Here is an 18,610-nt window from a genome sequence, read left to right on the forward strand (position 1 = left end):
AGTTCGATCATGGAAAATTTATTATCAGTTAAAGATTTAAGTAAACAACAGATCCTTGACTTATTAGCACTGGCTAAAGCTGTGAAAGCCAACCCGGCGGAATACTCACAGGCATTAGCGGGTAAAAGTATTGTCACCATTTATGAAAAACAGTCACTACGAACACGCGTAACTTTTGATATTGGTATTCATAAGCTAGGTGGTCATGCGGTTTATCTTGATTCACAAAACGGTGCTATTGGTGAGCGCGAGACGGTAAAAGACTTCGCCGCCAATATTTCTCGTTGGGCAGATGCGATTGTTGCACGTGTGATGAGTCATAAAACCTTAGAGGGTTTGGTTGAACACGGCTCTGTGCCTGTGGTTAACTCTTTATGCGATTTATACCACCCTTGCCAGGCATTAGCTGATTTCTTAACAATTTCGGAACACTATGAAGATGTTTCTAAAGTAAAATTAGCGTATGTTGGTGAAGGGAATAACGTCACCCATTCATTAATGCTTACCGGCGCTATCTTAGGTGCGGAAGTGACAGCTGTATGCCCTCGAGGCAGTAGCCCAGATGCGCAAATTGTTAAGCAAGCCATTGAACTTGCAGAAATTAGCGGTGGTAAGATTAATGTAACAGATAACCTGGATGACATAGTTGATTATGATGTTATTTATGGTGATACTTGGGTATCAATGGGGGACGATACGCCATTGGCGCAAGTAAAAGAAAAGTACATGCCGTATCAGATCAATCAAGCGTTGCTGATACGCACAGGAATCAAACATGTATTGCATTGTCAGCCGGCTCATCGTGAGTTAGAGATCACATCAGAAGTGATGGATGGTGAAAATTCACTGATCTTTGATCAAGCCGAAAATAGAATGCACGCCCAAAATGCAGTTTTACTGACATTGCTGAAGTAACATATTAAGGAAAATGAAAATGACACAAACAGTTAAGAAAGTAGTAGTAGCGTATTCTGGTGGTTTAGATACTTCAGTGATCTTACCTTGGTTACAAGAAAATTATGACAATTGCGAAATTGTTGCGTTTGTTGCTGATGTAGGTCAAGGCGCTGAAGAACTTGAAGGTATTGAAGCGAAAGCATTAGCTTCAGGCGCCTCTGAGTGTTACGTCGTTGATCTTAAAGATGAGCTTGTCGCTAACTACATTTACCCAACGCTTAAAACGGGTGCTGTGTATGAGGGTACTTATCTGTTAGGTACATCAATGGCACGTCCAATCATTGCCAAAGCGCAAGTTGAAGTAGCACGTAAAGTCGGCGCTGATGCACTTTGCCATGGTTGTACAGGTAAAGGTAATGATCAAATTCGTTTTGAATCATGCTTTGCAGCCCTTGCCCCTGAATTAACGGTTATTGCGCCTTGGCGTATTTGGGACTTAACTAGCCGTGAATCACTACTTGAATACTTAGCTGAACGTGACATTCCAACGGCGGCATCTGCGACTAAAATTTATAGTCGTGATGCCAATGCTTGGCATATATCTCACGAGGGTGGCGAATTAGAGGACCCATGGAACCAGCCAAGTAAACAAGTTTGGACCATGACCGTTGATCCTATTGATGCGCCGAATGAACCTGAGTTCTTAACATTATCAGTTGTTAAAGGTGAGATCACTGCCGTTAACGGTGAAGAGATGTCTCCTTACCAAACTCTGATGTATTTAAACGAAAAAGCCGCTGCACATGGTGTTGGTCGTGTTGATATCGTTGAAAACCGTTTAGTCGGTATGAAATCTCGTGGTTGTTATGAAACACCAGGTGGCACGGTAATGGTGGAAGCGCTACGTGGTATTGAGGAGCTTGTATTAGATAAAACGACACGTAAGTGGAAGCAGACCGTTGCAGCTGAGTTCTCACACCTTGTTTATGACGGTCGTTGGTTTACACCTTTATGTGCATCATTACTTGCTGCTGCTGGCACATTAGCAGAAGAAATGAACGGTGAAGTCATCGTTAAGATGTACAAAGGTTCAGTACAAGCAATCCAGAAAAAATCACCAAACAGCCTTTATAGTGAAGAGTTCGCTACATTTGGTGATGATAATGTCTATGATCAAAGCCATGCGGAAGGTTTCATCCGTTTATATTCGTTGTCTAGCCGTATTAAAGCGTTAGCAACTAAGTAACGCTATTCGAGGGTGTTGAAACGCCCTCAACTTCGAATATAGATATTTCTAACATACAACTTCTAATATATAGATAGAAGAAAGAATAAGGATGTAACCATGGCACTATGGGGCGGTAGATTCAGTAAAGCAGCTGATGCAAAATTCAAAACATTTAATGACTCACTGCGGTTTGACTATCGTTTAGCTGAGCAAGACATTACAGGTTCAGTAGCATGGTCTAAAGCGCTCGTTAGTGTTGGTATTTTAACGCAGGACGAACAGATCGCAATTGAAGCCGCGTTGAATGATCTAAAGTTAGCGGTATTAGAAAATCCAGAGCAAATCTTACAAAGTGATGCTGAAGATATTCATAGCTGGGTGGAAACGCAGCTTATTGCTAAAGTTGGTGATTTAGGTAAAAAGTTACATACTGGTCGTAGCCGAAATGACCAAGTTGCGACAGATTTAAAATTGTGGTGTAAACAGCAGGGTGAGCAACTACTTATGCAACTGGATAAAACCCAGCAGCAATTAGTCACTTTAGCGCGTGAACATCAGCACACGGTGTTACCGGGTTACACCCATTTACAACGTGCGCAGCCTGTAACATTTTCACATTGGTGTTTGGCTTATGTTGAAATGTTAGAGCGTGACTTTAGCCGTTTAACAGATTGTTTGAAACGTCTGGATACTTGCCCTTTAGGTTCTGGCGCACTTGCGGGTACAGCCTACCCAATGGATAGAACGGAATTAGCACACACACTGGGTTTTGCTAGTGCGACTTTAAACAGTCTTGATTCTGTCTCTGATCGTGACCATGTGATGGAGCTAATGAGCACGGCAAGTATGTCGATGATCCACTTGTCGCGTTTAGCTGAAGATTTAATTTTCTATAATTCGGGTGAATCTAACTTTATTGAACTGGCCGATGCGGTGACCTCTGGTTCATCATTAATGCCACAAAAGAAAAATCCGGATGCATTAGAACTGATCCGTGGTAAAACGGGTCGTGTATTTGGCTCACTAAGTGCGATGTTAATGACATTAAAAGCGCTGCCATTGGCATATAACAAAGATATGCAAGAAGATAAAGAAGGCTTATTTGATGCGCTTGATACGTGGAGCGATTGCCTCGAAATGGCTGCGATGTCATTAGTGGGCATGAAAATCAACGAAGAACGAACTAAAGAAGCGGCGCTGGGCGGTTATTCAAATGCGACTGAGCTGGCTGATTACCTGGTTGCTAAAGGTGTGCCATTCCGAGATTCACACCATATTGTTGGTGAAGCGGTTGTTGCTGCAATCCAGAAAGGGGTTCCGTTAGAAGCGCTGACTCTCGCTGAATTTAAAGCGTTTGATGTATTGATTGAGGATGATGTCTATCACCACCTATCACTTGATGAGACATTAGCGAAACGTAAAGCACAGGGTGGGGTATCACCGGTACAAGTTGAATTTGCTTTAACTAATGCTGAAAAACGTTTAGAAGAACGTGATACTTCAGGTATTAGTATCCGTGCTGCACGGCTTACCGATCTTGATGATATCGAGCGTATGGTAAATTATTGGGCAAATATAGGTGAGAACTTACCACGTAGCCGCCCAGACTTGGTCAAAGCTGTCGGTACTTTTGCTGTCACAGAGAAACATAACCAAGTAACAGGTTGTGCATCTATTTATGTTTACGATACCGGCCTTGCAGAGATCCGTTCATTGGGTATTGAACCGGGTTATCAAGGCGGCGGGCAGGGTAAAGCGGTTGTAGAATACATGTTACGTAAAGCTGAACAGATGGCTATTCAAAAAGTATTTGTATTAACACGTGTCCCTGAATTCTTTATGAAACTAGGCTTTAGCTCAACGAGTAAGTCAATGTTGCCTGAGAAAGTACTGAAAGATTGTGATATTTGCCCGCGCCAGCATGCGTGTGACGAAGTTGCATTAGAGTTTAAGTTAGGTGCAGTAAGTCAAAGTATTAGCATCAAGCCAGAACTACTTGCTTCTTAACAGCTTGCGTCCTAAATGATAGGACCTTATGTGAAAGCACCCTATGCGGGTGCTTTTTTTGTTTATCATTCTGTGATTAAGAAACTTGAACTTAATCAATACTGTCTGTATAGTACCCAAACAAATTACGGTAACGATTAATCGCAATGGACATCATTAAGATGATTCAAGGCTTTATGACTGAATAACATCGATGTGATGATTAAATTCTTTATGTTGATCTTTTTCTTGCTAATGGCAAGAGGTCATGTATAATACGTTCCACTTGCTTAGGCAAGAAGCTGAATCACTATGTTATTATTTTAACCTTGAGTTAAAGTATTAGTGGTCAGTCATCAAGACTCCCGATAGGGGAGTCAACAAGTTAAAGATATCGCGTTCACAGTCTATTTTATAGATGTGGAATGTCGAATTTTTGTGTGTGTTTAACTTTATTGGAGCTCTGGTCTAATGCAGAACCAAAGAATCCGTATCCGCTTAAAAGCGTTCGATCATCGTCTTATCGATCAGTCTACAGCGGAAATCGTTGAAACTGCAAAACGCACTGGCGCACAAGTACGTGGACCTATTCCACTACCAACGCGCAAAGAGCGTTTCACAGTGCTTACTTCTCCGCACGTTAACAAAGATGCGCGTGACCAGTACGAAATCCGTACTCACAAGCGCCTGGTTGACATCGTTGAGCCAACAGAAAAAACCGTTGACGCTCTAATGCGTTTAGATCTAGCTGCTGGTGTTGATGTTCAAATCAGCCTTGGCTAGTCAGTTCTAAAACAACGATTTATATTGAGGTTATTATAATGATCGGTCTAATCGGACGTAAAGTTGGTATGACACGTATCTTCACTGAAGATGGCGTTTCTATCCCAGTATCCGTTATTGAATGTGAGCCTAATCGCGTTACTCAAGTTAAAACACTTGAAACTGACGGTTACCGCGCACTTCAAGTGACCACTGGCACGAAAAAAGCTAGCAGAGTAAACAAGCCAGAAGCGGGTCATTTCGCTAAAGCTAAAGTTGAAGCTGGTCGTGGCCTTTGGGAATTCCGTCTGGAAACAGGCGAAGGCGAAGCTGTTGAAGTTGGCGCTGAGCTAAACGTAAACATCTTTGCTGAAACGGCTAAAGTAGACGTTACAGGTACATCTAAAGGTAAAGGTTTCGCAGGCGTTATTAAACGTTGGAACTTTGCTATGCAAGATGCTACTCACGGTAACTCTCTTGCTCACCGTGCACCGGGTTCAATTGGCCAATGCCAAACTCCAGGTCGCGTGTTTAAAGGCAAAAAAATGGCAGGTCACATGGGAGCAGAGCGTGTAACGATCATGTCTCTTGATGTGGTACGTGTTGATAGTGAACGTAACCTAGTACTTGTTAAAGGTGCTATTCCAGGTGCGATCAACGGCAACGTAATTATCAAACCAGCTGTTAAAGCTTAATCCGAGGATATTAGTAATGGAATTGATATTGAAAGACGCACAAGGTGCTCTTGAAGTTTCAGAAACTACCTTCGGACGTGAGTTTAATGAAGCTCTGGTTCACCAGGTAGTTACAGCGTATGCTGCTGGCGCGCGTCAAGGTACTCGTGCTCAGAAAAACCGTTCTGACGTTGCAGGTGGTGGTAAGAAACCATGGCGTCAAAAAGGTACTGGTCGTGCTCGTGCAGGTACTGCAAGCAGCCCGATCTGGCGTAAAGGTGGTGTTACTTTTGCTGCGCGTCCACAGGACCACAGCCAAAAAGTTAACACTAAGATGTACCGTGGAGCGATCAAAAGCATCCTTTCTGAATTGGTACGTCAAGAGCGTCTTATTGTAGTTGAACAGTTCGCTGTTGAAACTCCTAAGACTAAAGAATTAGTTGCTAAACTGAAAGACTTTGATTTGAACGACGTTCTAATCGTAGGTGCTGAAGTTGATGAGAACTTATTCTTAGCTGCTCGTAACCTTTACAAAGTTGATGTTCGTGACGTTGCTGGTATTGATCCAGTTAGCCTAATCGCGTTCAACAAAGTTGTTATGACTGCAGCTGCAGTTAAGCAGATTGAGGAGAACTTAAAATGATCAGTGAAGAACGTTTATTGAAAGTTATCCTAGCGCCACATATCTCTGAAAAGAGCACTATGTCTGCTGAAAACAACAACACAATCGTTTTCAAGGTTGCATTAGATGCAACTAAAGCTGAAATTAAAGCAGCTATTGCAAAACTTTTTGAAGTTGAAGTTAAAAATGTAAGCACATTGGTACTGAAGGGTAAAACTAAGCGCACTGGCGCTCGTTTTGGTCGTCGTTCAGACATCAAAAAAGCTTACGTTACTCTAGCTGACGGCGCTGACATCGATTTCGGCAGTGCTGAATAATCAAGGGGATTCTGAATAATGGCTATTGTTAAGTGTAAGCCTACTTCTCCAGGTCGTCGCCACCTTGTTAAGGTAGTGAACCCGGATTTGCATAAAGGCAAACCACATGCTCCACTTTTAGAGAAAAAATCTAAATCTGGTGGCCGTAATAATAACGGTCGTATTACTGTTCGTCATCACGGCGGCGGTCATAAGCAACATTACCGTATCATTGACTTAAAACGTAATGATAAAGATGGTATCCCTGCAACTGTTGAACGTCTGGAATATGATCCAAACCGTTCTGCTAACATTGCACTTGCTCTTTACGCAGATGGTGAACGTCGTTACGTTCTAGCTGCTAAAGGTATGCAAGCTGGTGATATTATCGTTTCTGGTGTTGATGCAGCTATTAAAGCTGGTAACACATTACCAATGCGTAACATCCCAGTAGGTACAACTGTACACGCTGTGGAAATGAAGCCAGGTAAAGGTGCTCAAATTGCACGTTCTGCTGGTACATACGTACAAATCATTGCTCGTGATAACTCATACGTTACTCTACGTCTTCGCTCTGGCGAAATGCGTAAAGTATTAGTAGATTGTCGTGCAACGATTGGTGAAGTTGGTAACGCTGAACACATGCTTCGCCAACTTGGTAAAGCTGGTGCTAGCCGCTGGCGCGGTGTTCGCCCAACAGTACGTGGTGTTGTAATGAACCCGGTTGATCACCCGCACGGTGGTGGTGAAGGTCGTACTTCTGGTGGCCGTCATCCGGTTTCACCTTGGGGTATGCCAACTAAGGGTTACAAAACTCGTAAGAACAAGCGTACTGATAAACTTATCGTACGTCGTCGCAACAAGTAATTTTATAGAGGTATCACCATGCCACGTTCTCTCAAGAAGGGTCCTTTCATAGACCTACACTTGCTGAAGAAGGTAGAGAAAGCGGTGGAAAGCGGGGAAAAAAAACCAGTTAAGACTTGGTCCCGTCGTTCTATGATCATTCCAAATATGATTGGTCTGACCATCGCTGTCCATAATGGTCGTCAACATGTACCAGTTTTCGTTACTGACGAAATGATTGGTCATAAGTTAGGCGAATTCGCACCGACTCGTACTTATCGCGGCCATGCTGCAGATAAGAAAGCTAAAAAGCGTTAGGAGAAATTAGATGGAAGCATTAGCTAAACACCGTTTCGCCTCAGGCTCTCCACAGAAAGCACGTTTGGTCATTGACCTTATCCGTGGTTTACCAGTGGAAAAGGCTCTTGAAGTTTTAACTTTCAGCACTAAAAAAGCTGCTGTACAAGTTAAAAAAGTTCTTGAGTCAGCTATCGCAAACGCTGAACACAACGAAGGTGCGGATATTGATGAGCTAGTAGTAGCTACAGCGTTTGTTGACGCTGGTCCTACTATGAAGCGTATCATGCCACGTGCTAAAGGTCGTGCAGATCGCATCTTGAAGCGTACTAGCCACATCACAATTGTTGTAGCAACACGCTAAGAGACTAGGAGAAAACAATGGGTCAGAAAGTTCATCCAAATGGTATTCGCCTAGGTATCACCAAGCAGTTTAACTCTACTTGGTTTGCGAATACTAAAGACTTCGCCGACAATTTGTACGGTGATTTCGAAGTACGTCAGTTCCTTACTAAGAAACTGAAAAATGCATCTGTTTCACGTATCGTTATCGAACGTCCAGCGAAAAGCATCCGTGTGACTATTCACACTGCTCGTCCTGGTGTTGTTATCGGTAAGAAAGGCGAAGACGTAGAAAAACTACGTAATGCTATCGCTAAGATGACTGGTACTTCTGCACAAATCAATATCGCAGAAATCCGTAAGCCTGAACTAGATGCTAAATTAGTAGCTGAAGGTATCGCTTCTCAACTTGAACGTCGTGTTATGTTCCGTCGCGCTATGAAGCGTGCAGTACAAAATGCAATGCGTTTAGGTGCTAAGGGTATTAAAGTTCAAGTAAGCGGTCGTTTAGGCGGCGCAGAAATCGCTCGTGCTGAATGGTATCGTGAAGGCCGTGTGCCTCTACATACACTTCGTGCAGATATCGATTACTCAACTGCAGAAGCTCTTACAACTTACGGCATCATCGGTGTGAAAGTTTGGATCTTTAAAGGTGAAGTTCTAGGTAAGCTACCGCTTACTCAAGAAGTTGAAGCACCTTCGAAGCCTAAACGTCGCAGTCGTGGCCCTAAAGCTGCTAAATAGGAGACTCTGATATGTTGCAACCAAAACGCATGAAGTTCCGCAAAATGCACAAAGGCCGTAACCGCGGTCTTGCAAAAGGCGGAAACGTAACTTTCGGCGAATTCGGTCTTAAAGCTACTGGTCGTGGTCGAATTACTGCTCGTCAAATCGAAGCAGCACGTCGTGCTATGACTCGTCACGTTAAGCGTCAAGGTCAAATCTGGATCCGTGTGTTCCCAGACAAACCGATTACACAAAAGCCGCTTGAAGTACGTCAAGGTAAAGGTAAAGGTAGCGTTGAGTATTGGGTTTGCCAAGTACAACCTGGCAAAATCCTTTATGAAATGGCTGGAGTTCCTGAAGAATTGGCACGTGAAGCATTCAGCCTAGCTGATGCGAAACTTCCAATTTCTACAACTTTCGTAACTAAGACGGTAATGTAATGAACGCTAGCGAACTTAAACAAAAAAATGTTGAAGAGCTAAACGCTGAGTTACTTAACCTACTACGTGAGCAATTTAACTTACGTATGCAGTTAAGTACTGGCCAACTAGCACAAACGCATTTAATTAAAAATGTACGTCGCGATATCGCGCGTGTTAAGACCATCCTGAACGAAAAGGCGGGTGTATAATATGAGCACTATTCGTACTGTACAGGGTCGTGTTGTTAGCAACAAAGGCGATAAAACTATCGTTGTTGCTGTAGAACGTAAAGTGAAACATCCGTTATACGGTAAGTTCATCAAGCGTACTACTAAACTACACGCACACGATGAGAATAACGAATGCCAACTGAATGATGTTGTGTCTATTCGTGAAACTCGTCCAGTGTCTAAGCTTAAAACTTGGGCATTAGTAGAAGTATTAGTAAAAGCTTAATTTTAAGTTTATACTAAGTTCTACATTATATATAACGGCTCCTTTTATGGGGTCGTTTGTTTTTTAGTCGATTCCCGTTGCTTTTTTCAAAGCCGTGGTGTTATAATGCGCCACCTCTTGAGATAGAGGGGACCCGTTTAGTTCATGTTGGACTAAGTGGAATAATTGCGGAGCACTAATAATGATCCAAATGCAGTCTACGTTGGACGTAGCCGATAACTCAGGCGCACGTCGCGTTCAGTGTATCAAGGTCCTAGGTGGTTCGCACCGCCGCTATGCACGTGTAGGTGACATCATCAAAGTTACAGTGAAGGAAGCAATTCCTCGCGGTAAAGTAAAAAAAGGTGATGTTCTAAACGCAGTGGTTGTGCGTACTAGGTCAGCAATCCGTCGTACAGACGGTGCAGCTATCCGTTTCGACCGTAACGCAGCTGTTATGCTTAATGCTAACGGCGCGCCGATCGGTACTCGTATCTTTGGCCCAGTTACTCGTGAACTTCGTACTGATCAGTTCATGAAAATCGTATCTCTGGCACCAGAAGTACTATAAGGAACGAAAAATGGCAGCTAAAATTTTAAAAAATGATGAAGTTATCGTTGTTGCAGGTAAAGATGCTGGTAAACAAGGCAAAGTTACTGAAGTAAGAGCAGACGGTAAACTATTCGTTGAAGGCGTTAATCTTATCAAGAAACACCAAAAGCCAAACCCACAATTGGGCGTAGCTGGCGGTATTGTTGAGAAAGAAGCAGCTTTAGACGCATCAAACGTGGCACTATTCAACCCTGCAACTAGCAAGGCTGATCGTGTCGGTTTCCGATTTGAAGACGGCAAAAAAGTTCGTTTCTTCAAGTCTACTAATGAACTTGTTTAATTGGAGTTAACTGTGGCGAAACTGCATGAATACTACAAAGAAACGGTAGCGTCTGAACTTAAAACTAAGTTCGGCTATAAATCTATCATGCAAGTCCCTCGGATTGAAAAGATCACCCTTAATATGGGTGTGGGCGAAGCAATCAATGACAAAAAAGTATTAGAAAATGCTGCTGCTGATATGGCTGCAATTTCTGGTCAAAAACCATTGATTACTAAAGCTCGTAAATCCGTTGCTGGCTTTAAGATCCGTGAAGGATATCCTATTGGTTGTAAAGTTACCCTACGTGGTGAGCGTATGTGGGAATTCTTTGAGCGCCTAATCGGCATCTCAATTCCACGTATCCGCGATTTCCGTGGCCTGAACCCTAAATCGTTCGATGGTCGTGGTAACTATAGTATGGGTGTTCGCGAGCAAATCATCTTCCCAGAAATCGATTACGATAAAATCGATAAAATTCGTGGTATGGACATTACTATTACTACGACTGCAAATTCTGATGAAGAAGGTCACGCTCTGCTGACTGCCTTTAATTTCCCATTCCGTAAGTAAGGTAGGGTCATGGCTAAGCAATCAATGAAAGCGCGCGACGTAAAACGCGCGAAGCTAGTAAATAAATTCGCTGAGAAACGTGCTGAATTAAAAGCAATCATCTCTGGCGTGAATACTTCAGACGAAGATCGTTGGAATGCAGTTCTTAAATTGCAATCGTTACCTCGTGATTCTAGTGAAAGTCGTCAGCGTAATCGCTGTAACATCACTGGCCGCCCTCATGGCTACCTACGTAAATTCGGTTTAAGCCGTATTAAACTACGTGAGCACATGATGCGTGGTGAAGTTCCAGGTCTTAAAAAGGCTAGTTGGTAAATCACTAATTTCGGGAGTATACGAAAATGAGCATGCAAGATCCTATTTCGGATATGCTAACACGCATCCGTAACGGTCAGTCAGCCTCTAAGGTTGCAGTTAAAATGCCTTGTTCTAAGCAAAAAGTTGCACTAGCAGCATTGCTTCAAGAAGAAGGTTACATTAATGGTTACGCTGTTTCAGGTGAAGTGAAAGCTGAACTTGAAGTGACTTTGAAGTATTTCGAAGGCAAAAGCGTAATTGAAAAAATTGAGCGCGTTAGTCGCCCAGGTCTACGCATCTACAAAGGAAGTAATGATCTTCCTAAAGTGATGGGTGGCTTAGGTGTTGCTATCGTTTCTACTTCTAAAGGCATGATGTCTGACCGTGCAGCTCGTAAAGCTGGCATCGGTGGCGAGATCATCTGCTACGTTTCTTAAGGGGTTATATATGTCTCGTGTTGCTAAAGCACCAGTTGCCATCCCTGCAGGCGTAGAGATCTCTCTAAATGGTCAGGAAATCACTGTTAAAGGCGCTAAAGGCACTTTAACTGCTGTTGTTAACTCATCTGTTGTTCTTACGATCGCTGATGAAAAAGTTTCTTTTGGTCCTGTTGAAGGCGTAAAAGATGCTTGGGCTCAAGCTGGTACAGCTCGTGCTAACGTTAACAATATGGTTAAAGGTGTAGCTGAAGGTTTTACTAAAACTCTTCAACTAAATGGTGTTGGTTACCGTGCAAATGTTAAAGGTTCTGATGTGAACCTGACATTAGGTTTCTCACATCCTGTAGTATATAACCTTCCAGAAGGTGTTACTGCAGTTTGCCCAAGCCAAACTGAAATTGTAATTAATGGCGCTGACAAACAAAATGTTGGTCAAGTTGCAGCAGACATCCGTGCATTCCGTCCGCCTGAACCTTATAAAGGTAAAGGTGTTCGTTATTCTGATGAAGTTGTGCGTCGTAAAGAAGCCAAGAAAAAGTAGGGTAATACTATGGATAAGAAATCTGCACGTCTTCGTCGCGCAACTCGCGCACGTAAGAAAATGCAAGAATTGGGTGCTACACGTTTAGTGATTAACCGCACTCCAAGCCATACTTATGCACAGGTTATTACACCGAATGCGGAAGTATTGGTTTCTGCTACAACAACAGAAAAAGCAGTTCGTGAAATGATCAGCTATGGCGGTAACGTTGAAGCAGCAAAAGTAATCGGGAAACTGGTTGCTGAGCGAGCTATCGAAAAAGGCGTTACTAAAATTGCTTTCGATCGTTCAGGTTTCCAATATCACGGTCGTGTTGCAGCATTAGCTGATGCCGCTCGTGAAGCTGGCCTTCAGTTCTAGTCAGGAGTAGGAAATGTCTAAAGTTGAAAACCAAACAGGTGATCTGCAAGAGAAATTAATTGCAGTTAATCGTGTTTCAAAAGTTGTTAAAGGTGGTCGTATCTTCAGCTTCACTGCTCTTACAGTAGTGGGTGACGGTAACGGTCGCGTTGGTTTTGGTTATGGTAAAGCACGTGAAGTTCCAGCTGCTATTCAAAAAGCAATGGAAAAAGCGAAACGCAATATCGTAAGCATTGAACTAAATGGTGTAACTCTTCAACATCCAGTTAAGGGTCGTCATTCTGGTTCTAAAGTATTCATGCGTCCAGCTTCAGCTGGTACAGGTATCATTGCCGGTGGTGCAATGCGTGCAGTACTAGAAGTTGTTGGTATCCATGACGTACTTTCTAAATGTTACGGTTCTACTAACCCAATTAACGTTGTACGAGCTACAATTGGCGCGCTTACTGGTATGCAATCACCAGAACAAATCGCTGCTAAACGTGGTCTACCTGTTAAAGAAATTCTGGGGTAATAAACCATGGCTAAAATTAAAGTAACTCAAACTAAAAGTGCAATCGGTCGTTTACCTAAACACCGTGCGACACTTGTTGGTTTAGGCCTTCGTAAAATCAACCACAGTGTAGTATTGGAAGATACAGCATGTGTACGTGGTATGGTTAATAAAGTAGCTTACATGATTAAAGTGGAGGAAGCGTAATGTTTTTAAATACTCTATCTCCAGCAGCTGGTTCTAAGCCAAGCGCTAAACGTGTAGGCCGCGGTATCGGTTCTGGTCTAGGCAAAACTTGTGGTCGTGGTCACAAAGGTCAAAAGTCCCGCTCTGGCGGCGGCATTCGTCCTGGCTTTGAAGGCGGTCAAATGCCTTTGAAACAACGTTTACCAAAATTTGGTTTCACTTCACGTAAGCAGCTAGTAACAGCTGAAGTACGTTTGAATGAAATCGCTAAAGTTGAAGGTGACGTTGTAGATCTAAACACACTGAAAGCAGCAGGTCTTGTTACTAAAAACATCCTGTTTGTTAAAGTTGTTTTATCTGGTGAAATCACTCGACCAGTTACAATTCGTGGCATTAAAGCTACGAAAGGTGCTGTTGAAGCGATTGTTGCTGCAGGCGGTCAAATCGAAGGATAGTACAAATGGCTAAAAAACCAGGGTTGGAAACGAATAAATCTCAAGGTGGCTTATCAGAATTGAAAAGTCGTTTATGGTTCGTGTTGGGTGCTATTATAGTATTCCGCGCAGGCTCTTTTGTTCCGATTCCTGGTATTGATGCCTCTGTACTTGCTACGCTGTTTGATTCGCAAAAGGGTACCATCTTAGAAATGTTTAACATGTTCTCTGGTGGTGCGCTTGAGCGAGCGTCTATTTTTGCGTTGGGTATTATGCCGTATATTTCGGCCTCTATTATCATACAGTTATTAACTGTTGTTAATCCTACACTTGCCGAATTGAAAAAAGACGGTGATGCAGGACGACGCAAGATTAGCCAGTATACCCGTTACGGAACATTGTTCTTAGGTACTTTCCAAGCTATTGGTATTGCTAAAGGCTTACCTAACATGGTTGATGGACTTGTCCATAATCCAGGGTTAAGTTTTTACTTTACTGCTGTAGTGAGTTTAGTAACTGGTACTATGTTCTTAATGTGGTTAGGTGAACAAATTACCGAACGCGGTATTGGTAATGGTATCTCAATATTAATTTTTGCAGGTATTGTTGCTGGTATGCCGCCAGCTATCGGACAAACAGTCGAACAGGTTATCGATGGTAACCTTCACGGCTTGTTATTGTTGGTATTAGCTGGTGTAGTTTTTGCTGTTACATATTTTGTTGTATTTGTAGAGCGCGGTCAGCGTAGAATTGTGGTAAACTACGCAAAACGCCAACAAGGACGACGTGTTTTTGCAGCTCAAAGCACGCATTTACCGTTGAAGCTTAACATGGCCGGTGTTATTCCAGCTATTTTCGCTTCGAGTATAATTTTGTTTCCTGGAACGCTTGCACAATGGTTCGGTCAGAATGAAGGTTTATCTTTCCTTACTGACATTTCCTTGGCTCTACAGCCAGGACAACCTTTGTATGTAATGCTTTATGCAGCAGCAATTATCTTCTTCTGTTTCTTCTATACAGCGTTGGTATTTAACCCACGCGAAACAGCAGATAATTTGAAGAAGAGCGGGGCGTTCATCCCAGGTATTAGACCAGGCGAACAAACTTCAAGGTATATAGACAAAGTAATGTCACGATTAACTCTAGCGGGTTCTTTGTACATTACATTTATTTGTCTAGTACCGTTGTTCATGACACAAGCTATGGGTGTGCAGTTCTATTTCGGTGGAACATCACTACTTATTATGGTTGTGGTAATCATGGACTTTATGGCTCAAGTTCAGACCCATTTGATGTCTCATCAATATGGTGATGTACTTAAGAAAGCTAATTTAAAAGGTTAATCCTCGTAAATTAGTTTGAGCATGTCCTATAACAGTTACGGAGTAAGAAATGAAAGTTCGTGCATCTGTTAAAAAGATTTGTCGTAATTGCAAAGTGATCAAACGTCACGGTGTAGTACGCGTAATCTGTGTTGAACCAAAGCATAAACAACGCCAAGGTTAAGCAAAATTAGAAACTTGGATTAGATTAATTAATCTTTTTCAAGTTTCTATTGCAATATATCTCTCTTCTGAGTATCCTTACGGGCTTTTCGAAGAGAGCAATCTTTTTTATTTAACACCTTAAGTGGAGTGGTATAGTGGCCCGTATAGCCGGCATTAACATTCCTGATCAAAAGCATACAGTCATTGCCCTGACTGGTGTTTTCGGTATTGGTGCAACACGTGCGAAAGCAATTTGTGTTGCAACTGGTATCGCTGAAACAGCTAAGATCAGAGAGCTAGAAGAAGCTCAACTAGAACTTCTTCGCGAAGAAGTAGGTAAATACACTGTAGAAGGTGACCTACGTCGTGAAGTAAGTATGAATATCAAGCGTCTGATGGACCTCGGTTGTTACCGTGGTATTCGTCACCGTCGCAGCTTACCTCTACGTGGTCAACGCACTAAAACAAATGCGCGCACCCGTAAAGGTCCGCGTAAAGCTATCAAGAAATAGGAGCTGACGAGTAATGGCTAAAACCCCAACTCGCGCTCGTAAGCGCGTTAAAAAGCAAGTTGCTGACGGTATTGCACACGTTCATGCTTCTTTCAATAACACTATTGTGACAATCACAGATCGCCAAGGTAATGCTTTATCTTGGGCAACTGCAGGCGGCTCAGGCTTCCGTGGTTCTCGTAAGTCAACTCCATTCGCTGCGCAGGTTGCTGCTGAGCGTGCTGGTGAAATGGCTAAAGAGTACGGTTTGAAAAATTTAGAAGTTATGGTTAAGGGCCCTGGTCCTGGTCGTGAATCTTCTATTCGTGCATTGAATTCGATTGGTTATAAAATTACTAACATCACTGATGTTACACCAATCCCTCACAATGGTTGTCGTCCACCTAAAAAGCGTCGCGTATAACGCTTTTAGGAATATTGGAGAAAGAACATGGCTAGATATTTGGGCCCAAAGCTCAAGCTTAGTCGTCGTGAAGGTACAGATCTTTTCTTGAAAAGTGGCGTACGCGCGATTGAATCTAAGTGTAAAATTGATAACGCACCTGGTGTACATGGTGCACGTAAACCTCGTCTATCTGACTACGGTTTACAACTACGTGAAAAGCAAAAAGTTCGTCGTATGTACGGTGTACTTGAAAAGCAATTCCGTAACTTATATAAAGAAGCTGCTCGTCTAAAAGGTAACACTGGTGAAAACCTACTTGCTTTATTAGAAGGCCGTCTAGATAACGTTGTTTATCGTATGGGCTTTGGTTCTACTCGTGCGGAATCGCGCCAGCTAGTAAGCCACAAAGCAATCGTTGTAAACGGTAAAGTTGTAAATATCCCTTCTTACAAAGTGAAAGTTAACGATACAGTTAGCATTCGCGAGAAGGCTAAGAAGCAAGCTCGTATCGCTTCAGCTCTTGAAATTTCAGAGCAGCGTGAGAAAGCATCTTGGGTTGAAGTTGACAGTAAGACACTTGAAGGCGTTTTCAAACGTGCTCCTGAGCGTTCTGATCTGTCTGCAGACATCAACGAACAGCTTATTGTTGAACTTTACTCTAAGTAAAGTTAACTTCATAAGAGAGGACATACATGCAGGGTTCTGTAACAGAATTTCTAAGACCAAGACTTGTTGATATTGAGCAAATTAGCTCAACACGTGCCAAGGTAACACTTGAACCGTTAGAGCGTGGCTTCGGTCATACTCTAGGTAATGCTTTACGTCGTATTCTACTTTCTTCTATGCCAGGTTGTGCTGTAACAGAAGTTGAGATCGACGGCGTACTCCATGAGTACAGCAGTAAAGAAGGCGTTCAAGAAGATGTTCTTGAAATTCTTCTTAACTTGAAAGGTCTTGCAATCAAACTTGAAGGCAAAGACGAAGCGTTACTAACTTTAACTAAGTCAGGTACAGGTCCTGTATTGGCAGGTGACATCACTCATGATGGTGATGTTGAGATTGTAAATCCAGAACATGTGATTTGTAATTTAACCGGTCAAGCAGATATCAGTATGCGCATTCGTGTTGCTAAAGGACGTGGTTACGTTCCTGCTTCAACTCGTGTACATGCTGATGATGAAGAGCGTCCTATCGGTCGTTTGCTTGTTGATGCTGCATTCAGCCCTGTAAGCCGTATCGCTTACAATGTTGAAGCTGCTCGTGTTGAGCAACGTACTAACCTTGATAAGTTAGTAATCGATATGGAAACTGATGGAACATTAGATCCAGAAGAAGCTATTCGTCGTTCTGCTACAATTCTGGCTGAACAGCTTGATGCTTTCGTTGATCTTCGTGATGTAACGGAACCAGAGCAGAAAGAAGAGAAACCAGAGTTCGATCCGATACTGCTACGTCCTGTTGATGATTTAGAACTTACTGTTCGTTCAGCTAACTGCCTTAAAGCAGAAGCTATTCACTATATTGGTGATCTTGTACAGCGTACTGAGGTTGAGTTACTTAAAACACCTAACCTTGGTAAGAAGTCTTTAACTGAAATTAAAGATGTTCTAGCGTCACGTGGTCTTTCTCTAGGTATGCGCCTAGAAAATTGGCCGCCAGCAAGTATCTCGGACGAATAGTAAACACTAGTCAAAAGATTTTTGTAAGAAGGATAAGTTCATGCGCCATCGTAAGAGTGGTCGTCAACTAAATCGTAACAGCAGCCACCGTCAGGCTATGTTCCGTAATATGGCATGTTCTTTAGTTAGCCACGAGATCATTAAAACGACTCTGCCTAAAGCTAAAGAACTACGTCGTGTAGTTGAGCCTCTAATTACACTTGCTAAAACGGATAGCGTAGCTAACCGTCGTCTAGCATTTGCACGTACCCGCAGCGATGAAGTTGTAGGTAAACTATTTAAAGAATTAGGCCCACGTTTCGAAAACCGTTCAGGCGGTTACACTCGAATCTTAAAATGTGGTCTACGTACTGGCGATAAAGCTCCTATGGCTTATATCGAACTAGTAGATCGTCCAGCTGTTGAAGCTGCTGACGAAGAATAGTTTTAAATAGTATTAAAAGCCAGAGCTCATGCTCTGGCTTTTTTATTTCTAATCCCCCCGTTTTTCTTTCTTCTTAAATTACAAATGATCATATCCTTATCGCTCCCTTCTTTTTAGATTTCACGATTTTTAACTACAGTACTTATTAGTCCTTTAATATTTATTTATTCGTTCTTTCGAATAGACTTTCAATGCCATATATTGCTATTTACCCGTATTTTTAGCTTCAAATAACGTTATTACCCTATATTCATGTAGTTTAGGTTGATAAAGTCACTCAGCGTCTATTTTTTGTACTGATTTATGTTTTTTAATAATTTCTCATTTTAGCGCTTGCCAATGTGATCTAAATCTCTATAATGCGACCTCACTGACACGGCAACAGCCGCTCAGT

31 protein-coding genes are annotated in these 18,610 nt (G+C 42.4%); all 31 read left to right on the forward strand.

The annotated features are described in order from the left end of the window. The first annotated feature begins 9 nt into the window (after nt 1-9). Nucleotides 10-915, forward strand: a complete 906-nt coding sequence (locus FR932_RS18530) for an ornithine carbamoyltransferase (RefSeq protein ID WP_019442257.1) — start codon at nt 10-12, stop codon at nt 913-915. Between the two features lie 19 nt (nt 916-934). Beyond that, nucleotides 935-2,143, forward strand: coding sequence for an argininosuccinate synthase (locus tag FR932_RS18535; protein ID WP_019442258.1), 1,209 nt, complete (start codon nt 935-937; stop codon nt 2,141-2,143). A gap of 99 nt (nt 2,144-2,242) precedes the next feature. After that, nucleotides 2,243-4,132 (forward strand): argininosuccinate lyase, encoded by a 1,890-nt coding sequence (gene argH / locus FR932_RS18540; RefSeq protein WP_019442259.1) that lies wholly within the window; start codon nt 2,243-2,245, stop codon nt 4,130-4,132. 450 nt (nt 4,133-4,582) lie between these two features. After that, on the forward strand, nt 4,583-4,894 hold the full coding sequence (gene rpsJ / locus FR932_RS18545) for a 30S ribosomal protein S10 (RefSeq protein ID WP_017223583.1): 312 nt from the start codon (nt 4,583-4,585) through the stop codon (nt 4,892-4,894). Nucleotides 4,895-4,929: 35 nt separating this feature from the next. Then, a complete protein-coding gene (gene rplC / locus FR932_RS18550) occupies nt 4,930-5,568 on the forward strand; it encodes a 50S ribosomal protein L3 (RefSeq protein ID WP_196805533.1) in 639 nt (212 codons plus the stop codon). A 16-nt stretch (nt 5,569-5,584) separates the two neighbouring features. Further along, a complete protein-coding gene (gene rplD, locus FR932_RS18555; RefSeq protein WP_019442261.1) occupies nt 5,585-6,190 on the forward strand; it encodes a 50S ribosomal protein L4 in 606 nt (201 codons plus the stop codon). Next, a complete protein-coding gene (gene rplW, locus FR932_RS18560) occupies nt 6,187-6,486 on the forward strand; it encodes a 50S ribosomal protein L23 (RefSeq protein WP_019442262.1) in 300 nt (99 codons plus the stop codon). Before rplD ends, rplW begins: the two co-directional genes overlap by 4 nt. A gap of 18 nt (nt 6,487-6,504) precedes the next feature. Continuing rightward, complete coding sequence (gene rplB / locus FR932_RS18565) at nt 6,505-7,332, forward strand: 50S ribosomal protein L2 (RefSeq protein WP_019442263.1); 828 nt, start codon at nt 6,505-6,507, stop codon at nt 7,330-7,332. Nucleotides 7,333-7,350: 18 nt separating this feature from the next. Next, a complete protein-coding gene (rpsS, locus tag FR932_RS18570; RefSeq protein ID WP_019442264.1) occupies nt 7,351-7,629 on the forward strand; it encodes a 30S ribosomal protein S19 in 279 nt (92 codons plus the stop codon). A 10-nt stretch (nt 7,630-7,639) separates the two neighbouring features. Next, a complete protein-coding gene (gene rplV / locus FR932_RS18575) occupies nt 7,640-7,972 on the forward strand; it encodes a 50S ribosomal protein L22 (protein ID WP_019442265.1) in 333 nt (110 codons plus the stop codon). Nucleotides 7,973-7,989: 17 nt separating this feature from the next. After that, nucleotides 7,990-8,694 (forward strand): 30S ribosomal protein S3, encoded by a 705-nt coding sequence (gene rpsC / locus FR932_RS18580; RefSeq protein ID WP_019442266.1) that lies wholly within the window; start codon nt 7,990-7,992, stop codon nt 8,692-8,694. Nucleotides 8,695-8,705: 11 nt separating this feature from the next. Beyond that, on the forward strand, nt 8,706-9,116 hold the full coding sequence (gene rplP, locus FR932_RS18585) for a 50S ribosomal protein L16 (protein ID WP_019442267.1): 411 nt from the start codon (nt 8,706-8,708) through the stop codon (nt 9,114-9,116). Continuing rightward, nucleotides 9,116-9,307, forward strand: coding sequence for a 50S ribosomal protein L29 (rpmC, locus tag FR932_RS18590; RefSeq protein WP_006034643.1), 192 nt, complete (start codon nt 9,116-9,118; stop codon nt 9,305-9,307). The genes rplP and rpmC overlap by 1 nt, the downstream gene beginning before the upstream one ends. A gap of 1 nt (nt 9,308) precedes the next feature. Continuing rightward, the gene (gene rpsQ / locus FR932_RS18595; protein ID WP_019442268.1) at nt 9,309-9,554 is read left to right on the forward strand and encodes a 30S ribosomal protein S17; all 246 of its coding nucleotides are present in this window, start codon (nt 9,309-9,311) and stop codon (nt 9,552-9,554) included. A gap of 181 nt (nt 9,555-9,735) precedes the next feature. Next, complete coding sequence (gene rplN, locus FR932_RS18600; RefSeq protein WP_019442269.1) at nt 9,736-10,104, forward strand: 50S ribosomal protein L14; 369 nt, start codon at nt 9,736-9,738, stop codon at nt 10,102-10,104. Between the two features lie 10 nt (nt 10,105-10,114). Continuing rightward, nucleotides 10,115-10,426 (forward strand): 50S ribosomal protein L24, encoded by a 312-nt coding sequence (gene rplX, locus FR932_RS18605; protein ID WP_019442270.1) that lies wholly within the window; start codon nt 10,115-10,117, stop codon nt 10,424-10,426. 12 nt (nt 10,427-10,438) lie between these two features. Further along, the gene (gene rplE, locus FR932_RS18610; protein WP_019442271.1) at nt 10,439-10,978 is read left to right on the forward strand and encodes a 50S ribosomal protein L5; all 540 of its coding nucleotides are present in this window, start codon (nt 10,439-10,441) and stop codon (nt 10,976-10,978) included. Between the two features lie 9 nt (nt 10,979-10,987). Next, nucleotides 10,988-11,293 carry a 30S ribosomal protein S14 gene (rpsN, locus tag FR932_RS18615; protein ID WP_017223597.1) on the forward strand — a complete coding sequence of 102 codons (306 nt, stop codon included), beginning with the start codon at nt 10,988-10,990 and terminating at the stop codon, nt 11,291-11,293. A gap of 26 nt (nt 11,294-11,319) precedes the next feature. Next, nucleotides 11,320-11,712 (forward strand): 30S ribosomal protein S8, encoded by a 393-nt coding sequence (rpsH, locus tag FR932_RS18620; protein WP_019442272.1) that lies wholly within the window; start codon nt 11,320-11,322, stop codon nt 11,710-11,712. Nucleotides 11,713-11,722: 10 nt separating this feature from the next. After that, nucleotides 11,723-12,256, forward strand: a complete 534-nt coding sequence (gene rplF, locus FR932_RS18625) for a 50S ribosomal protein L6 (protein ID WP_019442273.1) — start codon at nt 11,723-11,725, stop codon at nt 12,254-12,256. A gap of 9 nt (nt 12,257-12,265) precedes the next feature. Next, on the forward strand, nt 12,266-12,616 hold the full coding sequence (gene rplR / locus FR932_RS18630) for a 50S ribosomal protein L18 (protein ID WP_019442274.1): 351 nt from the start codon (nt 12,266-12,268) through the stop codon (nt 12,614-12,616). Between the two features lie 13 nt (nt 12,617-12,629). Beyond that, the gene (gene rpsE, locus FR932_RS18635; protein WP_019442275.1) at nt 12,630-13,130 is read left to right on the forward strand and encodes a 30S ribosomal protein S5; all 501 of its coding nucleotides are present in this window, start codon (nt 12,630-12,632) and stop codon (nt 13,128-13,130) included. 6 nt (nt 13,131-13,136) lie between these two features. Continuing rightward, on the forward strand, nt 13,137-13,316 hold the full coding sequence (gene rpmD / locus FR932_RS18640) for a 50S ribosomal protein L30 (protein WP_019442276.1): 180 nt from the start codon (nt 13,137-13,139) through the stop codon (nt 13,314-13,316). Then, nucleotides 13,316-13,750, forward strand: coding sequence for a 50S ribosomal protein L15 (gene rplO, locus FR932_RS18645; protein ID WP_019442277.1), 435 nt, complete (start codon nt 13,316-13,318; stop codon nt 13,748-13,750). The genes rpmD and rplO overlap by 1 nt, the downstream gene beginning before the upstream one ends. Before the next feature lie 5 nt (nt 13,751-13,755). Beyond that, complete coding sequence (gene secY, locus FR932_RS18650) at nt 13,756-15,072, forward strand: preprotein translocase subunit SecY (RefSeq protein WP_019442278.1); 1,317 nt, start codon at nt 13,756-13,758, stop codon at nt 15,070-15,072. Nucleotides 15,073-15,121: 49 nt separating this feature from the next. Continuing rightward, nucleotides 15,122-15,235, forward strand: coding sequence for a 50S ribosomal protein L36 (gene rpmJ / locus FR932_RS18655; protein WP_011770886.1), 114 nt, complete (start codon nt 15,122-15,124; stop codon nt 15,233-15,235). Nucleotides 15,236-15,371: 136 nt separating this feature from the next. Continuing rightward, complete coding sequence (gene rpsM / locus FR932_RS18660) at nt 15,372-15,728, forward strand: 30S ribosomal protein S13 (RefSeq protein ID WP_017223603.1); 357 nt, start codon at nt 15,372-15,374, stop codon at nt 15,726-15,728. A gap of 13 nt (nt 15,729-15,741) precedes the next feature. After that, nucleotides 15,742-16,131 carry a 30S ribosomal protein S11 gene (rpsK, locus tag FR932_RS18665; RefSeq protein WP_019442279.1) on the forward strand — a complete coding sequence of 130 codons (390 nt, stop codon included), beginning with the start codon at nt 15,742-15,744 and terminating at the stop codon, nt 16,129-16,131. Between the two features lie 27 nt (nt 16,132-16,158). Beyond that, the gene (gene rpsD / locus FR932_RS18670) at nt 16,159-16,779 is read left to right on the forward strand and encodes a 30S ribosomal protein S4 (RefSeq protein WP_017223605.1); all 621 of its coding nucleotides are present in this window, start codon (nt 16,159-16,161) and stop codon (nt 16,777-16,779) included. 26 nt (nt 16,780-16,805) lie between these two features. After that, nucleotides 16,806-17,792, forward strand: a complete 987-nt coding sequence (locus FR932_RS18675) for a DNA-directed RNA polymerase subunit alpha (RefSeq protein ID WP_019442280.1) — start codon at nt 16,806-16,808, stop codon at nt 17,790-17,792. A 40-nt stretch (nt 17,793-17,832) separates the two neighbouring features. After that, the gene (gene rplQ / locus FR932_RS18680) at nt 17,833-18,216 is read left to right on the forward strand and encodes a 50S ribosomal protein L17 (protein WP_019442281.1); all 384 of its coding nucleotides are present in this window, start codon (nt 17,833-17,835) and stop codon (nt 18,214-18,216) included. Nucleotides 18,217-18,610: the final 394 nt, after the last annotated feature.

This window comes from Moritella marina ATCC 15381 (genome assembly GCF_008931805.1).
Taxonomy (GTDB): Bacteria; Pseudomonadota; Gammaproteobacteria; order Enterobacterales; family Moritellaceae; genus Moritella; species Moritella marina.

Excerpts from the sequence above, each read along its gene's own strand:
- FR932_RS18530 (WP_019442257.1), top strand. The coding sequence starts at position 10 with ATGGAAAATTTATTATCAGTTAAAGATTTAAGTAAACAACAGATCCTT.
- FR932_RS18535 (WP_019442258.1), top strand. The coding sequence starts at position 935 with ATGACACAAACAGTTAAGAAAGTAGTAGTAGCGTATTCTGGTGGTTTA.
- argH (WP_019442259.1), top strand. The coding sequence starts at position 2,243 with ATGGCACTATGGGGCGGTAGATTCAGTAAAGCAGCTGATGCAAAATTC.
- rpsJ (WP_017223583.1), top strand. The coding sequence starts at position 4,583 with ATGCAGAACCAAAGAATCCGTATCCGCTTAAAAGCGTTCGATCATCGT.
- rplD (WP_019442261.1), top strand. The coding sequence starts at position 5,585 with ATGGAATTGATATTGAAAGACGCACAAGGTGCTCTTGAAGTTTCAGAA.
- rplW (WP_019442262.1), top strand. The coding sequence starts at position 6,187 with ATGATCAGTGAAGAACGTTTATTGAAAGTTATCCTAGCGCCACATATC.
- rplB (WP_019442263.1), top strand. The coding sequence starts at position 6,505 with ATGGCTATTGTTAAGTGTAAGCCTACTTCTCCAGGTCGTCGCCACCTT.
- rpsS (WP_019442264.1), top strand. The coding sequence starts at position 7,351 with ATGCCACGTTCTCTCAAGAAGGGTCCTTTCATAGACCTACACTTGCTG.
- rplV (WP_019442265.1), top strand. The coding sequence starts at position 7,640 with ATGGAAGCATTAGCTAAACACCGTTTCGCCTCAGGCTCTCCACAGAAA.
- rpsC (WP_019442266.1), top strand. The coding sequence starts at position 7,990 with ATGGGTCAGAAAGTTCATCCAAATGGTATTCGCCTAGGTATCACCAAG.
- rplP (WP_019442267.1), top strand. The coding sequence starts at position 8,706 with ATGTTGCAACCAAAACGCATGAAGTTCCGCAAAATGCACAAAGGCCGT.
- rpmC (WP_006034643.1), top strand. The coding sequence starts at position 9,116 with ATGAACGCTAGCGAACTTAAACAAAAAAATGTTGAAGAGCTAAACGCT.
- rpsQ (WP_019442268.1), top strand. The coding sequence starts at position 9,309 with ATGAGCACTATTCGTACTGTACAGGGTCGTGTTGTTAGCAACAAAGGC.
- rplN (WP_019442269.1), top strand. The coding sequence starts at position 9,736 with ATGATCCAAATGCAGTCTACGTTGGACGTAGCCGATAACTCAGGCGCA.
- rplX (WP_019442270.1), top strand. The coding sequence starts at position 10,115 with ATGGCAGCTAAAATTTTAAAAAATGATGAAGTTATCGTTGTTGCAGGT.
- rpsN (WP_017223597.1), top strand. The coding sequence starts at position 10,988 with ATGGCTAAGCAATCAATGAAAGCGCGCGACGTAAAACGCGCGAAGCTA.
- rpsH (WP_019442272.1), top strand. The coding sequence starts at position 11,320 with ATGAGCATGCAAGATCCTATTTCGGATATGCTAACACGCATCCGTAAC.
- rplF (WP_019442273.1), top strand. The coding sequence starts at position 11,723 with ATGTCTCGTGTTGCTAAAGCACCAGTTGCCATCCCTGCAGGCGTAGAG.
- rplR (WP_019442274.1), top strand. The coding sequence starts at position 12,266 with ATGGATAAGAAATCTGCACGTCTTCGTCGCGCAACTCGCGCACGTAAG.
- rpsE (WP_019442275.1), top strand. The coding sequence starts at position 12,630 with ATGTCTAAAGTTGAAAACCAAACAGGTGATCTGCAAGAGAAATTAATT.
- rpmD (WP_019442276.1), top strand. The coding sequence starts at position 13,137 with ATGGCTAAAATTAAAGTAACTCAAACTAAAAGTGCAATCGGTCGTTTA.
- rplO (WP_019442277.1), top strand. The coding sequence starts at position 13,316 with ATGTTTTTAAATACTCTATCTCCAGCAGCTGGTTCTAAGCCAAGCGCT.
- secY (WP_019442278.1), top strand. The coding sequence starts at position 13,756 with ATGGCTAAAAAACCAGGGTTGGAAACGAATAAATCTCAAGGTGGCTTA.
- rpmJ (WP_011770886.1), top strand. The coding sequence starts at position 15,122 with ATGAAAGTTCGTGCATCTGTTAAAAAGATTTGTCGTAATTGCAAAGTG.
- rpsK (WP_019442279.1), top strand. The coding sequence starts at position 15,742 with ATGGCTAAAACCCCAACTCGCGCTCGTAAGCGCGTTAAAAAGCAAGTT.
- rpsD (WP_017223605.1), top strand. The coding sequence starts at position 16,159 with ATGGCTAGATATTTGGGCCCAAAGCTCAAGCTTAGTCGTCGTGAAGGT.
- FR932_RS18675 (WP_019442280.1), top strand. The coding sequence starts at position 16,806 with ATGCAGGGTTCTGTAACAGAATTTCTAAGACCAAGACTTGTTGATATT.
- rplQ (WP_019442281.1), top strand. The coding sequence starts at position 17,833 with ATGCGCCATCGTAAGAGTGGTCGTCAACTAAATCGTAACAGCAGCCAC.